This window comes from Streptomyces humi (genome assembly GCF_001005085.2).
GTDB classification, from domain to species: domain Bacteria; phylum Actinomycetota; class Actinomycetes; order Streptomycetales; family Streptomycetaceae; genus Streptomyces; species Streptomyces humi.
On sequence record NZ_LBMU02000094.1, the window covers coordinates 16,940 to 33,590 of the forward strand.

The following is a 16,651-nucleotide window of genomic DNA, read 5'->3' on the forward strand; positions in this document are numbered from 1 at the left end:
GCAGTGCACTATCGACGTGGGAGGTGGTGCAGGTGCGGGCCGGGATCGCTTACGACTGTGACGTGCTCGTCGTCGGGGGTGGGATCGTCGGGCTGTCGACGGCGTACGCGATCAGCCGTGCCGCGCCCGGCACCCGGGTCACCGTGCTGGAGAAGGAGGCCGGGGCGGCCCGGCACCAGACCGGACGGAACAGCGGGGTCATCCACAGCGGGATCTACTACCGTCCCGGGTCGCTGAAGGCCCGGTACGCGGTCAAGGGCGCCGCCGAGATGGTCAAGTTCTGCGCGGAGTACGGCATCGCGCACGCCGTCACCGGCAAGCTGATCGTGGCCACCGAGCGGGCCGAGCTGCCCCGGCTGCACGCCCTCGTGCAGCGCGGCCGGGAGAACGGGATACCGGTGCGGGAGCTGGGGGCCGCGCAGATCGGGGAGTACGAGCCGGAGGTGCGCGGCCTGGCCGCCATACACGTCGGGACGACCGGGGTGTGCGACTTCGTGGGGGTGGCCCGGCAGCTCGGCACGGCCTCGGGGGCGGAGATCCGGTACGGCGCGCGGGTCGTCCGGGTGGACCGGCGGCCGGAGCGGGGCGTGGCCGTGCTCACCTCGCGCGGCGACGTCGTACGCGCCCGCGTGCTGGTGAACTGCGCCGGGCTGTACTGCGACGAACTCGCCCGCCTGACCGGGGACGAACCGGGGATGCGGATCGTGCCGTTCCGGGGCGAGTACTTCGAGCTGGCACGGCCGGGGCTGGTGCGGGGCCTGGTGTATCCGGTGCCGGATCCGGCGTTCCCGTTCCTCGGGGTGCACCTCACGCGCGGGATCGACGGCGGTGTCCACGTCGGCCCCAACGCGGTGCCGGCGCTGGCCCGGGAGGGGTACGGGTGGAACGTCGTACGGCCCCGGGAGGTCGCCGGGACGCTGGCCTGGCCGGGCTCGTGGACGCTGGCACGGCGGCACTGGCGGTACGGCGGCGGGGAGCTGCGCCGGTCGGTGTCGAAGCGGGCGTTCACCACGGCCGTACGGCGGCTGCTGCCCGCCGTGGACGAGGGGGACCTGGTGCGGACGGCGGCCGGGGTGCGGGCGCAGGCCGTGCTGCGGGACGGCACACTCGTCGACGACTTCCTGATCAAGGAGGGCCCGCGCGCGGTGCACGTGCTGAACGCGCCCTCGCCCGCGGCGACGGCCTCGCTGCCGATCGGGCGGGAGGTGGCGCGGCGGGCGCTGGAGATGCTGGGTTCGATGTGACCCCCGCACGGGGCCCGTCCGCGTCCGGTACGGGCCGTAAAATCGGATGCACTGTGTCTGACTCGCTCAATGCCCACGAAGCCCCCCAGCCCACCGGGACCGTCCCCGGCGCCGGCTCCCACCACACCCCCGGGGTGTCCGTCCGGCACACCCGGGCCAAGGGGGAACCCCGGTTCCCCGACGGGCCCACGGCCGATCCCGCCGGGTCGCACTTCGAGCGGCGGATCCGCAGCTTCCAGCCGCGCCGCAGCCGGGTGACCGCCGGGCAGGCCGACGCCCTCCAGCGGCTGTGGCCCAAGTGGGGGCTGGACATCGACGGGCAGCGGGTCATCGACCTCGGTGAGCTGTTCGGCAACGGCGACCCGGTGGTGCTGGAGATCGGGTTCGGGATGGGCGAGGCGACCGCGCAGATGGCCGCCGAGGACCAGGGCGTCAACATCCTCGCCGTGGACGTGCACACACCGGGGCAGGGGAACCTGCTCAACCTCGCCGACCAGCAGGGGCTGTCCAACGTCCGGGTCGGCAACGGCGACGCGATCATCCTGCTCCGGGAGATGCTCACGCCCGACTCGCTCGACGGACTGCGCGTCTACTTCCCCGACCCCTGGCCGAAGAAGCGGCACCACAAGCGGCGCCTGATCCAGCCCGAGTTCCTCGACCTCGCCGCGACCCGCCTCAGGCCGGGGGCGACCGTGCACTGCGCGACGGACTGGGAGCCGTACGCCGAGCAGATGCTCGACGTGCTCGAAGCGCATCCCGAGTTCGAGAACACGCAGGCCGACGGCGGTTTCGCGCCACGTCCGCGGTACCGGCCGCTGACCCGTTTCGAGGGTCAGGGACTGGACAAGGGACATGTGGTGAACGATCTGCTCTTCCGTCGCGTACAGCATCGGGTGCGGCAGAGCGAGCAGCACCGACTGGAGTCACCTCGTTAGGGTCGATGCCGTGGCCACCTATTCGCCGCCGTACCCGCCGTACCCCCCGCACCCCGGCGACCAGGGCCTGCGGCATCCCCGCTGGTGGCAGCGGCGCTGGGTGCGGTACGGGGCGCTGGGCACCCTGCTGGCCGTCTCCGGGCTCGTCATCCTCGCGCTGGTGCGGGAGCAGACGGGGACGGAGGGGTTCCTCGTCGGCCTCGGGCTCGCCGTGCTGCCCGTGCCGCTGCTGGTGGGCGCGTTCCGCTGGCTCGACCGGGTACAGCCGGGCCCCTGGCGGAACGTGCTGTTCGCCTTCGCCTGGGGTGCCTGCGCGGCCGCGCTGATAGCCATCGTCGCCAACAGCTTCGCGACGCGCTGGATAGCGACCGCGACCGCGGACCCGAGCGGCGCGAACACGCTCGGGGCGACCGTGATAGCGCCGATCGTCGAGGAGTCCGCGAAGGCGGCCGCCGTACTGCTGGTGTTCCTGTTCCGCAGACGGGACTTCACCGGGATCGTCGACGGGGTGGTGATAGCCGGGGTCACCGCCACCGGGTTCGCGTTCACCGAGAACATCCTCTACCTCGGTACGGCCTTCGGGACCGACCAGCTGACCGGTGACAGCGGGATCGCCTCCGTCACCGCGGCCACCTTCTTCGTACGCATCGTCATGTCGCCCTTCGCGCATCCCCTGTTCACCGTTCTCACCGGGATCGGCTTCGGCATCGCCGCGCTCTCCGGGCAACGGCAGCGGGCGCGGCGGGCGCTGGCGCCGGTCGCCGGGCTGCTCCTCGCGATGGGCATGCACGCGTTCTGGAACGGGTCGTCGACCTTCGGGCAGTTCGGGTTCTTCGCCGTGTACGGCATGTTCATGGTGCCGTCGTTCGGGCTGCTGACCTGGCTGGCGATCTGGACGCGGCAGCGGGAGCTGCGGGCCGTGCGGGAGGAGCTGCCCGCGTACGTCTACGCGGGCTGGCTGGGGGCGGCCGAACCGTTCGTCCTCGGGTCGATGCGGGCCCGGCAGATGGCCCGGGAGTACGCCGCGTACCACTTCGGGAAGCCGGCGGGGCGGGCGGTCGCCGAGTACGAGGGGTACGCGACGACGCTGGCGCTGCTGCGGCGCCGGGGGCAGCGGGGGCGGGCGGAGGCCGATTTCGTCGTACGGGAACGGGAACTGCTGACCGAGCTGTGGAGCCGGCGGGAACTCGCCCGCCCCGCCCTGGAGTACGCGGCCCGGACGGCGGGCACGGGGTACGGCTACCCGGTCACTCCGGTCTACGGGGCGCCGGCCTGGTACGGGTCGGCGGTGCCGGCGCCGGCCTACAACCCGTACCGGTCGTAGGCACGGGGGCGTGGCCTGCCTGGCACCGCCGAGCCGCACCCTCGTGACTGAACACCGCCGCGGCGGAGAGAAACGCGAGCGAGCGGCCGACGGAGAAGGCGGGGGGCCAAGAGAAGGCGGGGCCCAAGAAGGCAGGGGGCCAAGAAGGCAGGGGCCGAGAAGGCAGGGGCCGAGAGGAGGGGGCGGAGAGCAGCCGGGCCGCCACCCCGCCCCCGGCAGGCCCCGCCACCCCGTCACCGTCAGGCCCCCTCAGGCCCCCTCAGGCTCCGTCACCGTCAGACCCCGTCACCGTCAGGCCCCCTCAGGCTCCGTCACCCTCAGGCCCCCTCAGGTCCCGTCACCGTCAGGCCGAAGCGGTCGTCAGTTTTTGCAGGTCGGTCTCCGTCAGGGTCAGGTCCGCCACTCCCAGCAGGGCCGGGAGCTGGTCCACCGTGCGGGCCGAGGCGATCGGGGCCGCGACGGTGGGCTGGGCGGCCAGCCAGGCCAGGGCGACCGTGGGGACGGGGGCCGCGTGGGCCTCGGCGACCTCGTCCAGGGCGGTCAGGACCCGCTGACCGCGCTCGGACTCCAGGTGCTTGGCGGCGCCGCCCGCCCGGGCGCTGTCGACCGTCGTACCGGGGCGGTACTTGCCGGTGAGGAAGCCGGCGGCCAGGGCGAAGTACGGGACCGCGGCGAGCCCGGTGCGGGAGGCGAGGTCCTGGAGGGAGCCCTCGTAGGTGTCCCGGGAGACCAGGTTGTAGTGGGGCTGGAGGGCGACGTACCGGGCCAGGCCCTCGCGGTCGGAGAAGTCGAGGGACTCCTGGAGCCGCTCGGCGCTGATGTTGGACGCGGCGATGTGCCGGACCTTGCCCGCCCGCACCAGCTCGTCCAGCGCTCCGACGATCTCCTCGACCGGCACCTCGGGCTTGTCGAAGTGGGTGTAGTAGAGGTCGATGTGGTCGGTGCCGAGGCGGCGCAGGGACGCGTCGGCGGCGGCCTTGATGTTGGCGGCGGACAGCCCCTGGTACTCGGGGTGCTGGCTGACCTTCGTGGCGATCACGACGTCGTCGCGGTTGCCGCGGGCCTTGACCCACCTGCCGATGATCGTCTCGGACTCGCCGCCCTTGTTGCCCTCGATCCACGCCGAGTAGGAGTCGGCGGTGTCGACGAAGTTGCCGCCCGCTGCCGCGTACGCGTCGAGGACGGCGAAGGAGGTGGCCTCGTCGGCGGTCCAGCCGAACACGTTGCCGCCGAGGGCGAGCGGGAAGACCTCCAGGTCGGAGGCGCCGAGCTTACGGAGGACGGGGGAAGCGGAAGAAGCAGTCATGCTTCATTCCAACGCGCACCGGCAGGTTGGCCATCCCACGCAATACGAAGTTCTCGTAAAAGCGGAGGGCCCGGCGCGGGCGCGAGGCGTGCCGGACACACCTGACCGGCGGCCTCGACGTCGGGGGGCCGTCGGGCCGCCGGGGACAGGTGGAGGTTCCGTCAGGGGTTGAGGCCCTTGCCGCGGAGCCAGGTCATGGGGTCGATGCCGGTGGCCTGGCCGCCGGGGTGGACCTCCAGGTGGAGGTGCGGGCCGGTGACGTTGCCGGTGGCGCCGACGCGGCCGATGACATCGCCGGTGGCGACCTTCTGGCCGACCTTGACGCCGATCGAGGACTGGTGGCAGAACCACAGCTCGGTGCCGTCGTCCAGGGTGAGGATCGTGCGGTAGCCGTAGGACCCGGCCCAGCCCGCCTCGGTGATCGTGCCGCCGTGGACGGCCTTGATGATGGTGCCGGTGGGCGCGGCGAAGTCGAGGCCGGTGTGGTAGCCGGAGGACCACATGGAGCCTGCCTGACCGAACGTGCCGGTGATCGTGTACGACACGACCGGCAGCGTGTACTGCTTGGCCAGCGCGGCGAGCCGGGCCTGCTCGGCCTTCTGCTTGGCCGCGGCGACGGCCTTGTCCTTGGCGTCGCTCGCCTTGGCGGCGGCGGCCTGTTCCGCCTTGGCCTCCGCGGTGGCGACCGCCTTGTCGGCGGCGGCCACGGCCTTGGCACTGGCCTTGCTGTCGAGCTGGCTCTGCTGCCGCTCGGCCTGGGCGATGATCCGGCTGCGCAGCGCCTCACCGGCGTCGGCGGCGGAGTCGTCCGCGTCGGTGGCGGTCGTCGTGGTGACGCTGCTGAGCGCGGTCTGCGTCGCCTGGTGGCCGCCGTCCTCACCGAGCAGGGAGTCGACGGAGGGCAGGTCCGGCAGGGAGATGGAGACCGGCCGGTGGCCGGTGTTGGCGCTGGCCATGCCGCCCGCGCCGACGGCGGCGATCACGCCGACGCCGAGGACCGTGGAGCTGCGGGCGAGTCCGCCGCCGCGCTGCTTGGCGACCCGGTGCCGGCCGCGTTCGGGGGCGAGGGACTCCTCGGTGGGGTTCCACTCCTCCCAGGGGCCCTCGTCGCTGCGGTAGCTGCCGTAGCCGAAGGTGTCGGGCTGACGCCGACCGGGTGCGAACGGGGCTGTGGGGGCAGACGGGTTGGACGCCACGCGGGCGCACTCCTTTCCTTCCGCCGCCTACCGGGTTAGCTGACGGGTTCGGAGCGGGAAGGTCTCCTACGCGCGTATACCGGCCGTTTCGTACTCGGCGGCAGCCGTGCGATTCACCCCAAGGTGGTGGTTCCCCGGTTCCCTTGACGGGATTCGGCGCGTGCGCACGGAGCCGACTCGGGTGACGGCTGGGACGACCGCGCTGCGTTATCGAACGTTAATAGACCCGGCTGTCAGATTCCAAGCCATTCGCCTTGATCATTAAGCTTCCACAGCATGGACTTACCTGCCACGACCGGTCAAAAACGGTCGAGTTGGCCACGCCCTTCGATCGGATCAGGCGTCACACGCGTTTTGATGGTGACTCAGATGTGATGCGGAGGGGCGCCGTCCGGGCACCCTGCGTGACACCGGGGAGCGCGAACCTAAAAAGACCCGGGGCCGGAATCCTCGATCGGATTCCGGCCCCGGGTTTCAGTAGCGGGGACAGGATTTGAACCTGCGACCTCTGGGTTATGAGCCCAGCGAGCTACCGAGCTGCTCCACCCCGCGTCGGTGACACCAGCATACGCCATCGGAAGGGTGCGAGTCACACGGGTTACGGGAGGGGTGCCGGCGGCCGGTCGCCGAGCGCTACGCGGGAGGCGTCTCCAGGTGGGCGTTGGGCGCCTTGGCCAAGGCCTCGTACTGCGCCAGCACCACCACCGCCACCCCCTGCTCCCGCAGCATCCCCGTCCCGTCCGCCGCCCGGACGAACGTGTCGGGTTCGCGCCAGGCCGTGACCACCCGGCGCACCCCCGCCGCGAGGATCAGCTCGGCGCACGGGTGCGGGCGGGAGGCGCGGTGGGTGCAGGGTTCCAGGCTGGTGTAGACAGTGGCCGTGGACAGCCGGGGGTCGGCCGGGGAGATCTTGGCCAGGGCCGCCTCCTCCGCGTGGGCCACCGGGTCGCCGGCCTCCCGGGAGTGGCCGCGGGCCAGCTCCGTGCCGTCGGCGGCGACCACCACCGCGCCGACGCTGAACGCGGTCCGCGAGGGCGGGCACCGGTCCGCCAGTTCGCAGGCGAGCCGCAGCCAGTGCCGGTCGGCGGCGGACGCCGAGCCGCCCACGCCGGGCGCGGTGGGCTCGTAGCGGGCCAGGACGACGTCCTCGATGCGGCGGCTCTCCAGCAGGCGCAGGCGGCCGCCCTGATAGCCGCCGGGGCCGAACAGGCGCGGCGCCTTCGGGTCGCCGACCAGGACCGGGGCGAGGACCAGCTGGAGCTCGTCGGCGAGCCCCTGCTGGAGCAGCTGGGTGTGCACGGTGCCGCCGCCCTCGACCATCAGGCGGTCCACGCCCCGCACCTCGTGGAGGTGGGTCAGCAGCGCGGGCCAGTGGAGGTCGGGGCCCAGCGGGACGATGTCGGCGGCGATGCCCAGGGCCACCGCCCGCTCGGCGCCCGCATCCGTCGTGTAGAGGACCTTCTCGCCGCCCGTGTGCCAGAACCGCGCGTCCGGGTCGAGGTCGCCGGTCGCGGTGACCGTGACCTTGAGGGGGTACTCGGGCCGGCCGGCGGCGAGCCGGGCGGCGCGGCGCTCCTCGGAGTACACCAGGAGGCGGGGGTTGTCCGCGCGGATCGTGCCGGCGCCGACCAGGACCGCGTCGGCGGTGGACCGCACCTCGTCGACGCGGTCGAAGTCGGCCGGGGAGGAGAGCAGCAGCCGCTCGGGGCCGGTGTCGTCGAGGTAGCCGTCGAGGGAGACGGCGGCGGACAGCAGGACGTGGGGGTACGGCATCGGACGCGCTCACTCTCGGCGGCGGGCGGGGTGTGAACCGGAAGCTTGGTTAAAGTTTGAAACAAACCTACACTGGCCTCATGACGACTCGCTGGCTCACCCCGAAGGAGCAGCGCGCCTGGCGCGCGTTCATGGCGGCGACGAACCTCCTGGAGGACGCGATCGACCGCCAGCTCCAGCAGGACGCCGGCATGCCGCATCTCTACTACGGCATCCTGGCCAACCTCTCCGAGGAACCCGAGCGCAAGCTGCGGATGACCGACCTCGCCGCGAAGGCGAAGATCACCCGGAGCCGGCTGACGTACGCCGTCACCCGGCTGGAGAAGGACGGGCTGATCCGGCGCGAGGACTGCCAGTGGGACAAGCGGAGCAGCTTCGCGATCCTGACGGACGAGGGCATGGCGGTGCTGGAGCGCACCGCGCCGGGCCATGTGGAGACGGTACGGGCGGCGGTGTTCGACCGGCTCTCCGACGACCAGGTGGGGCAGCTGGAGGAGATCAGCTCCGTGATCGCGCGGGCACTGGAGGGCGACGCGTCGACCCCGCGGCCGACGGCGGACGAGGTGCCGTGGCGACGGCGGTCGTCACCCTGTTCCGGTTCGTGAACCCGGGTTTCTCCGACCTCACGGATTTCTCCGACCTCACGTAAATCTGTTGCTTCAAATTTAAAACACGGGGTATGGTTCCAGCCGTGGATCTGTTTCAAATCTGAAGCAGGCACGACGTCCCACACCGGGACAGCCGTCCCGAACCCGGACACAGGAGACCCCGATGACCGACTTCCCCGCCGCCACCCAGCGCGCCCGCGTCCGGGTCCCGCTGCGCTTCGCCGACGGTTACAGCGTCAACTCCGAACTCGTCACCTTCCACGGCCTGACCGACGGCCAGGAGCACGTCGCCGTCGTCCTCGGCGACCCGGCCCCCGGCACCCTCCCGCTGGTCCGCCTGCACTCCGAGTGCCTGACCGGGGACGTCTTCGGCTCGGCCCGCTGCGACTGCGGACCCCAGCTGCGCGAGGCCGTCGAGCGCATCGCCGACCGCGGCGGCGTCCTGCTCTACCTGCGCCAGGAGGGCCGCGGCATCGGCCTCTACAACAAGCTCGACGCGTACGCCCTCCAGGACCAGGGCCTCGACACCTACGAGGCGAACGCCGCCCTCGGGCTGCCCGAGGACGCCCGCGACTACACCGCCGCCGCCCAGATGCTCCAGGCCCTCGGCCACGACGAGCTGGACCTGCTCTCCAACAACCCCGACAAGGCCGAGCAGTTGCGCGGCCTGGGCATCACGGTCCGCGACCGCGTCCCGACGGGCGTCTTCAGCACCGCCCACAACGTCCGCTACCTGCGCGCCAAGGTCCTGCACACCCAGCACACGCTCCCGCTGGCCGAACTGACGGAACTCAACGCGGGCTGAGCAGCGCCTGGCCGAAGGTGCCGACGGCAACGGGCACACCGGCGAGCGAAGCCTTGGTGGACGCCCGGCCGGCGCGTGTTCTCGACGCCCTCCACCGGGAAGAGACGACCACACCAAGACCCGCCGGCCGACCCCTGCGGGCCCGCCGCGCCACATCCGGCTCGAAGACCGGCGTCTCCAGAGGAGACGGCCGGCACCGCACCCACGGAAAACGTGGAACCGTCAGAGCTGCTCTGCTGTCTTCACTCGCCCCCTCCCTCGGCCGGGGCAGTCAAGCCCGCAGGGAGCGGAGTGATCCGCATGGAACGGATCGCCTCGTCGGCCAGCTCCGTGATCTCTTCTGTGCGGGCGATCCTCTCCCAGGTCACGGTGACGACGACGGGGGTCTCCATCCGGGGCGGAAAGACTGCGTGGCGAATGAATTCGGCCAGCTTCCGGCCGAACCCGAGCCTGCGCCTCACCTCCAGCATGGACTGGACCCGGACCGCCGGTCCGGCGACCAGATCGAGTCGGGTGATCTGCGGCTCACCGGTGACCCGGGCGTTCCCCCACTCCAGCAGCAGGGGGGTGACCTCCTCGGCGCTGGGCCGGGGGACGCCCTCATCGCGACAGCCGTCGACCATGAGGCGGGCGAGCGCCTCCCCCGTCTCCGTGTAGTACGCCGCCGCGAGGACCGGCACATCGTCGTTCAGGCGCACGGCCCGTCCGACCATGTCGTCACCTCTGTGGCCAGGGTCTTGGCCTCGGCCTTCGTACCTTCCTGAAGCGTCAGATCAATCCAGCCTGGCTGGAACTCGAAGGTGCACTCGAAGATTTCAGACGGCGGGGCGCCCTTGCTCGATGCGGTCACGTCTCTCCCTTTCAGCGAAGCGTGGTCGTCTGTTCGACCCGGTGTTTAGCGGGTGCGGGTGTGCTGAGCCGCCGGGTCAGTGTCGGTCCGCGCTGCTGTGGGGGGACGCCGGGGGGGTTCGGTGAGCCGTCGGCTGTGGGTGGCGTGAGCGCGGATCCGGGCAGGCGTGGGGCCAGGGCCAGGGCGCCCGGGACCGTCACCAGGGCCAGTGCCGCGAGGGTGACCCAGGGGGCGACGCCCGACACGTCGAGCAGCAGTGAGAACAGCAGCGGCGCTACGACCGTGGCGACGGCGAAGGAGTACTGGAAGACGGCGATGTAGCGGCCGCGCATCCCGGCGGGCGCGGCGTCGGCGGACAGGGCGTTGGACACGGGCGAGTGCACGAGCTGGGCCGCCGAGTAGCAGAGCACGGCCACCGTCAGGCAGGGGACCCACAGGCCGCGCGGCAGCCACAGCGGCCCCGCCGTCAGGCCCGCCCACGCGGCCCAGAGCACCCCGGCAAGACACAGTGACCGGTGCCGGGGCAGCGGCCGGATCAGCCGGACCACCGTCGTCTGAAGCGCCGCCTGGACCACCGTGTTCATCGCCAGCAGCGGTCCGACCGCCCAGGTCACCTCGGGCAGCCGGCGTTCGACGAACGGCGGGAAGGCGATGCTCAGCATGACGTTGCACAGCGCGAACGCCGTGTTCAGCGCCACCAGCCCCAGGTAAGGGCGATCGGCCCACAGCTCTCGGTAACCGCGGCCCGGCGGAGCCGCGGCACCCGGCTCGGCGTGGCCCGTGAGGACCGGCAGCGTCGCGTTCCGCGGCACTCCCCGCACCAGCAGCAGGGCGGCCATCAGCAGCAGCACGGCACACGTGCCGATCGCCCCGCGGTACACCGGACCGGACTTCACCGACAGGGCGACGCCCGCGGCTACGGCGCCGACGCCGTAGCCCGCCGCACGCAACGAGCCGGCGACGCCGAACCACCGCTCGCGGGAATGCCCGCCGGGGTCGCCGTCGGACACATTGCTGACCAGGGTGAACGCCGAGGACCAGAAGGCCCGTTGTCCCAGTGAGGCGATGGTCGCGGCCACGAGGATCCCGACGTCGTCGCGGACCACGAGGTATCCGAGGAATCCTGCCGCCTGGAGCAACTGCGCGGCCAGCACGGTCGGCCTGGGTCCGTACCGGTCGACGAGGGGGCCGATCCACAGCGGCAGCGGCAGCGAGAGCAGGCCGGCCAGGCTCAGCAGGGTCCCGACGCGGACCAGCGAGGCGCCCGAACTCGCCGACAGGTACAGCAGGGACAACGGGACGAACAGCCCGGTGACGACGGAGTCGACCATCAGCACGAGGAAGACCGCGATCCCCGCCGTGTTCCGCGCAGACCGCTCGGGACGCCGCCCTGACGCTGTCAAAGACCCTCCCGACTGCCGACCCCGACACGAAAGTCGGACACAGATGTGGGCACGAACATGGAGCACGGACATAGGGCACGGACGTGTGGCACGGGGCACGGACGTGGGGCACGGGATACGGGGCACGGATACGGGCACGGACGCGTCACGTCGTATCCACGGCTCGCACGGTCATTCCTCCGCCGGACGAACCTTTGGCAACCCCTTGCTCTCCGCGTACTCCGGCGGAGCCGCCCGGGAACGCGGCGGCGCCCGGCTCGACCGGAGTCGAGTCGGGCGCCGCACAGCAGGTCAGGGGGTTGGATCCCCCGCCCGCAACCGGTAGGCCGTGTGGGACTCGAACCCACAACCAATGGATTAAAAGTCCACTGCTCTGCCAATTGAGCTAACGGCCCAGGCGATGTTGCCTCCCCGAGCATAGCCGGACGGAGCCGTGTCGCCGATCGGGTATCGGGGTCACGGCCGCGTCGGGTGGCAGAAGTGGGCCGGAGCGTCAGAGATCGACCAGTTTGGCGGTGTCCTCGTGGCGTGCTCTGTCCGGGTTCAGGAACCAGTGGCGAGCCGAGGCCTGCCACCAGACCGCGGCGAAGCCGAGGACCGCCAGGACGGCGACCGGGGCGTAGTTGAAGGTCTCCCAGGTGACCGGCGAGACCTGGGGGAGCATGAAGAGGACCGTGATGACAGCGACCCAGGTCACCGAGACGACGCCGATCACGCGTGACCAGCGGCCCAGGTGCCACGGTCCGCGCTGGAACTCGTCCCCCTTGCGCACCCGCAGCAGCGTCGGGATCACGTACGCCACGTACAGGCCGATCACCGCGATCGACGTCACGGCGGCGTAGGCCGTGTAGTTGATCAGGTAGGGCAGGCCCAGGGCGAGCGCGGACAGGGCGGCCAGCCAGACCGCCGCGACGGGAGTACGGGTACGCGGACTGACCGTGTGCCAGACACGGGAGAAGGGCAGCGCGCCGTCGCGCGAGAAGGCGTAGATCATGCGGCTGTTGGCCGTCACGGACGCCATCCCGCAGAAGAGCTGGGCGCCGATCACCACCAGGAGCAGGAGCTTGCCTGTCGTCGCGCCGAGCGCGTCCAGGAGGATCTGCGCCGGGGGCGCGCCGGTCGGGGAGTTCAGCTCCTTGCCGTACGACTGGATCGCGAAGGTGAAACCGAGGAGGAGCACGAAGCCGGCGATCCAGGACGTCCAGATGGAGCGGACGATGCCCTTGGGGCCGGCCGTCGACGCGTCGTGGGTCTCCTCCGTCATGTGCGCCGAGGCGTCGTAGCCGGTGAACGTGTACTGGGCCATCAGGAGCCCCAGCAGGACGACGTACGGGCCGCTGCTCCAGCCGGTCTCGTTCACGAACTTCGTGAAGACGAAGGACGCGGACTGGTGGTGGTCGGGCACGAAGGTCAGCGCGCCGACGATCACCAGGACGCCGAGCACGTGCCACCACACGCTCACGCTGTTCAGGAACGCGACGATGCGGACGCCGAAGGTGTTGAGGAGGCCGTGCAGGACCAGGATCGCCGCGAAGAGCAGGATCGTACGGCCCGGGGTCACCTCGAAGTCGAACTGGAGGTTCAGGTACGCGCCGAGGAAGGACGCGGCGCCGAAGTCGATGCCCGCGGTCACCGCCACCTGGCCCAGCACGTTGAACCAGCCCGTGAACCACGCCCAGGCCGCGGCCGAGCGGGGCGGGGCCAGCCGGTGGGCCCAGAAGTAGAGGCCCGCGGAGGTGGGGTAGGCGGAGCAGATCTCGGCCATCGAGAGGCCCACGAAGAGGGTCATCAGGCCCACGGCCACCCAGCCCCAGGTGATCACCGCGGGACCGCCGGTGATCATGCCGAAGAGGTAGAGGGTGAGACAGCCGGACAGGACCGAGATGATCGTGAACGAGACCGCGTAGTTCGAGAACGCCGACATACGACGGGCCAGAACCTGGGTGTAGCCGAGCTGTGCCAGCCGCTCCTCGTCGGAGAGGCCGCCGGAAGGCGACTTGCCTATCGCGTCTTCTGTCATGCCCCCAGCGATTCCCCCGGCGGGGTCGTGACATGCGTCACAGCATGGCCGAAAAGAACCTGGAACGGGCACGAAACAGCCCCCCGGTCGGGCGGGGCTCCGGAAACGGCTGAGCGCCGCGTCCCGGTGCGGGACGCGGCGCTCAGCCGGATGTCACGGAGCGTCAGCCGTTGCGCTTCCAGCGCGGCTTGTCGTCGCGGCGCCCGAAGGAGCCGGAGGACGAACCGCGGTGGTCGTCACGACGGCCGAACGGACGGTCGTGGCCCGGACGGTCGTGGCCGGGGCGGTCGTGACCACCGCTGCGGAAGCCCGGACGGTCGTCACGGCGGTCGCGGTTGAACGGACGGTCGCTGCCACGGTGGCCACCGCGCTCGTCACGGCGGAAGCCGCCACGGTCGTCACGGCGCTCGAAGGAACGGCCACCGCGGTCGTCACGGTCCCGGTCGAAAGAGCGGCCACCACGGTCGTCGCGACGCTCGAAGGAGCGGCCGCCACGGTCGTCACGGCGGTCGTCGCGACGCTCGAAGGAACGGCCGCCACGGTCGTCACGGCGGTCGCGGTTGAACGGACGGTCGGTGCGGTCGCGGTCACGGTCGAAGGAACGGCCACCACGGTCGTCCCGACGGTCGTCACGACGCTCGAAACCGCGGTCGCGGTTTTCGCGGCGCTCGAAGGGGCGGCCACCACGGTCGTCACGGCGGTCGCGGTTGAACGGACGGTCGGTGCGGTCGCGGTCACGGTCGAAGGAACGGCCACCACGGTCGTCCCGACGGTCGTCACGACGCTCGAAGCCACGGTCACGGCTGTCACGGGCCGCCGGAACCTCGGGCTGCGCCTCCACCGCGGTCTCCTCGACCACGGCCTCGGCCTCGGCCTGCGCCTCGGCGACCGCCGCCTCCGGGTCGTCGCCGCGCTCGCGGGCGGCACGGGCGACCAGGCGGTCGGCCTCCTCGCGCAGTTCCACGGCCCGGCGCTGCGCCCGCTCCAGCTGCTTGGTCAGCTGGGAGACCTCACGCTCGGCCTGCTGCGCCGCGTTGCCCGCGGACTCGGCCTGCACCTCGGTCATGGAACGGGCGCCGGTGATCTCCGCGACCTCCGGCTCGAACGCCGTACCGGAGTTGATGATGTGACGCGAGGCGTCGACGCCCGCGTCCTCCATCAGCCGGAAGATCTGGCGCCGCTGGTGCGGCAGGGAGAGGGAGACGACCGTGCCGGTGCGGCCCGCGCGGGCGGTACGGCCGGCCCGGTGCAGGTAGTCCTTGTGGTCGCCGGCCGGGTCCACGTTCAGGACCAGGTCGATGCCGTCGACGTGGATGCCGCGCGCGGCGACGTCGGTGGCGACGAGGACGTTGACGTAGCCGTCCTTGAAGTCGGCGAGGGTCCGGGTCCGGGCGCCCTGGGTCATGCCGCCGTGCAGCGCGTCGGCCTTCACACCGGCGTCGCGCAGCTGCTCGGCGACGCGGTCGGCGCCCAGCTGGGTGCGGACGAAGATGATCGTGCGGCCCTTGCGGGAGGCGATCGCGGCGGTGACCGGAGCCTTGTCCTTGGGCTTCACGATCAGGATGTGGTGGGACATGGTCGTGACCGCGCCCTGGGCCGCGTCCACCTCGTGGGAGACGGGGTTGTTCAGGTAGCGCTCGACCAGGGTCTGGATCTCGTTCTCCATGGTCGCGGAGAAGAGCATGCGCTGGCCGCCGGCCGGGACCTGGTCGAGCAGCTCGGTGACCTCGGGCAGGAAGCCCAGGTCCGACATCTGGTCGGCCTCGTCGAGGACGGTGATCTGGACGTCCTCGAGGGAGCAGGCGCCGCGGTTGATGATGTCGCGCAGCCGGCCGGGGGTCGCGACCAGGATGTCCACGCCGCGCTCCAGGGCGTAGATCTGGTTGCCCATGGACGTACCGCCGCAGACGACCTTCATCTTCAGGCCGAGGACGTCGCCGTAGGGCTGGAGCGCGTCGGCGACCTGCATCGCCAGCTCGCGCGTGGGGGTCAGGATGACGGCACGCGGCCGCTTCTTCTCGGTGCGGCCGCCGGCCAGCGTGGCCAGGGTGGGCAGACCGAAGGAGAGGGTCTTGCCGGAGCCGGTGCGGCCACGGCCGAGGATGTCCTTGCCGACCAGGGCGTCCGGGATGGTCGCGGCCTGGATCGGGAAGGGGGTGGTCACGCCGTTCTGCGCGAGCTTGCGCACGACGCCCTCGGGGAGGCCGAGGTCGGCGAAGGTGGTCTGGGGGGTGGTGTCGGTGGTGTCAGCGGCCTCTTCGGAGGCCTCGGTCGTCAGGTCGTCGTTCTCGAGCTCGTTCTCGAACTCGTTCTCGGACACGACGAACTGATCAGTACTGGACACGGACATGCGAATGCGAAACCTTCCGGAGTCTCTTCGGCACGCGCCCGTCAACTCCGTGATTCGCTCACGACCGCCTCAATGCGGTCCGCCACGGCAAGGGAGAGTACGCGCCACACGGCGCGCTCTGCGGTGGCGCCGGGCAAATGGGATCAAACGATCTACCACCATACGCACCCACCACCCCCCAAGGCAAACCGAGCCCCAATCTCGCAGCTCACAGCGGTACGGCCGGGCAGCGGAGCGAACGGTTCGCCTCGGTCCCGCGACTCCCGGACCACCGCGCCGACGCACACACCCGTGCCCCGCCGCGACATCCGGACAGCCACACAGACCAGACGCGCTTGCTTACCCCACCGCCAACACCGACCCCCACCGACTTCTTCCCGCCCCGCACACCCCCCGGGACCGGCAACCGACCGGCCCGGTGAGGCGAGGCCGGTATCGCCGGAGGGGTGGCGAGCGGTGAGGTGGAGGCGGTGCCGCCGGGGACAGTGCCGCCGAGGGCGGTGCCGACAGTGAGTTCGAGGGATAGCGGCGAGGGAAAGCCGCCGGACGCCGAGGTCGAGGCGATATCGGCAAGGGCCGGCCGGCGAACGGCGAAGTCGGACGGTATCGCCGAGGAGCGGCCGACCAACGGTGAGGTCGGGCGGTATCGCCGAGGAGCGGCCGACCAACGGCGAAGTCGGACGGTATCGCCAAGGAGCAGCCGACCAACGGCGAAGTCGGACGGTATCGCCAAGGAGCAACCGACCAACGGCGAAGTCGGACGGTATCGCCAAGGAGCAACCGACCAACGGCGAAGTCGGACGGTATCGCCAAGGAGCAACCGACCAACGGCGAAGT

Annotated in this window: 13 protein-coding genes, 2 tRNA genes and 1 riboswitch; of the genes, 5 read left to right on the plus strand and 10 right to left on the minus strand. The window is 71.4% G+C overall.

The annotated features are described in order from the left end of the window. Positions 1-23: 23 nt before the first annotated feature. The 3 genes from lhgO to AAW13_RS36650 are packed head-to-tail and all read left to right on the plus strand — an operon-like array spanning position 24 to position 3,503. Positions 24-1,244, plus strand: coding sequence for an L-2-hydroxyglutarate oxidase (gene lhgO / locus AAW13_RS36640; protein ID WP_046734474.1), 1,221 nt, complete (start codon positions 24-26; stop codon positions 1,242-1,244). A gap of 53 nt (positions 1,245-1,297) precedes the next feature. Further along, on the plus strand, positions 1,298-2,179 hold the full coding sequence (gene trmB / locus AAW13_RS36645) for a tRNA (guanosine(46)-N7)-methyltransferase TrmB (protein WP_079179114.1): 882 nt from the start codon (positions 1,298-1,300) through the stop codon (positions 2,177-2,179). 10 nt (positions 2,180-2,189) lie between these two features. Further along, positions 2,190-3,503: a PrsW family intramembrane metalloprotease gene (locus AAW13_RS36650; RefSeq protein WP_046734473.1), complete on the plus strand. Its 1,314-nt coding sequence runs from the start codon at positions 2,190-2,192 to the stop codon at positions 3,501-3,503. Between the two features lie 343 nt (positions 3,504-3,846). Here the strand turns inward: AAW13_RS36650 and AAW13_RS36655 are convergent, their stop codons facing one another. From AAW13_RS36655 to AAW13_RS36670, 4 genes are all read right to left on the minus strand, one after another. Next, the gene (locus AAW13_RS36655; RefSeq protein ID WP_046734472.1) at positions 3,847-4,809 is read right to left on the minus strand and encodes an aldo/keto reductase; all 963 of its coding nucleotides are present in this window, start codon (positions 4,807-4,809) and stop codon (positions 3,847-3,849) included. A 161-nt stretch (positions 4,810-4,970) separates the two neighbouring features. After that, positions 4,971-6,005, minus strand: coding sequence for a M23 family metallopeptidase (locus AAW13_RS36660; RefSeq protein ID WP_046734471.1), 1,035 nt, complete (start codon positions 6,003-6,005; stop codon positions 4,971-4,973). 9 nt (positions 6,006-6,014) lie between these two features. After that, positions 6,015-6,174, minus strand: a riboswitch (cyclic di-AMP (ydaO/yuaA leader). Between the two features lie 309 nt (positions 6,175-6,483). Beyond that, positions 6,484-6,557, minus strand: a tRNA-Met gene (locus AAW13_RS36665). A gap of 81 nt (positions 6,558-6,638) precedes the next feature. Then, positions 6,639-7,778, minus strand: coding sequence for a dihydrofolate reductase family protein (locus AAW13_RS36670; protein ID WP_046734470.1), 1,140 nt, complete (start codon positions 7,776-7,778; stop codon positions 6,639-6,641). A gap of 80 nt (positions 7,779-7,858) precedes the next feature. Between AAW13_RS36670 and AAW13_RS36675 the strand changes: the two genes are divergently transcribed. Both AAW13_RS36675 and AAW13_RS36680 read left to right on the plus strand, forming a co-directional pair. Then, positions 7,859-8,383, plus strand: coding sequence for a MarR family winged helix-turn-helix transcriptional regulator (locus AAW13_RS36675; protein ID WP_046734469.1), 525 nt, complete (start codon positions 7,859-7,861; stop codon positions 8,381-8,383). 166 nt (positions 8,384-8,549) lie between these two features. Continuing rightward, positions 8,550-9,191: a GTP cyclohydrolase II gene (locus AAW13_RS36680; protein ID WP_046734468.1), complete on the plus strand. Its 642-nt coding sequence runs from the start codon at positions 8,550-8,552 to the stop codon at positions 9,189-9,191. A 242-nt stretch (positions 9,192-9,433) separates the two neighbouring features. On the opposite strand, the gene AAW13_RS36685 is transcribed toward AAW13_RS36680, so the two are convergent. From AAW13_RS36685 to AAW13_RS36705, 6 genes are all read right to left on the minus strand, one after another. Further along, a complete protein-coding gene (locus AAW13_RS36685; protein WP_046734467.1) occupies positions 9,434-9,904 on the minus strand; it encodes a hypothetical protein in 471 nt (156 codons plus the stop codon). Next, complete coding sequence (locus tag AAW13_RS46180; RefSeq protein ID WP_167391775.1) at positions 9,880-10,041, minus strand: hypothetical protein; 162 nt, start codon at positions 10,039-10,041, stop codon at positions 9,880-9,882. Before AAW13_RS46180 ends, AAW13_RS36685 begins: the two co-directional genes overlap by 25 nt. Positions 10,042-10,052: 11 nt before the next feature. Continuing rightward, on the minus strand, positions 10,053-11,444 hold the full coding sequence (locus AAW13_RS36690) for an MFS transporter (RefSeq protein ID WP_167391776.1): 1,392 nt from the start codon (positions 11,442-11,444) through the stop codon (positions 10,053-10,055). Positions 11,445-11,766: 322 nt separating this feature from the next. Next, positions 11,767-11,839: transfer RNA gene (locus AAW13_RS36695), tRNA-Lys, on the minus strand. Positions 11,840-11,937: 98 nt separating this feature from the next. Continuing rightward, entirely contained in the window at positions 11,938-13,464 is a 1,527-nt protein-coding gene (locus AAW13_RS36700; RefSeq protein WP_046734466.1) for an amino acid permease, read from the minus strand. 163 nt (positions 13,465-13,627) lie between these two features. Beyond that, positions 13,628-15,814: a DEAD/DEAH box helicase gene (locus tag AAW13_RS36705; protein WP_071659801.1), complete on the minus strand. Its 2,187-nt coding sequence runs from the start codon at positions 15,812-15,814 to the stop codon at positions 13,628-13,630. Positions 15,815-16,651 lie beyond the last annotated feature (837 nt).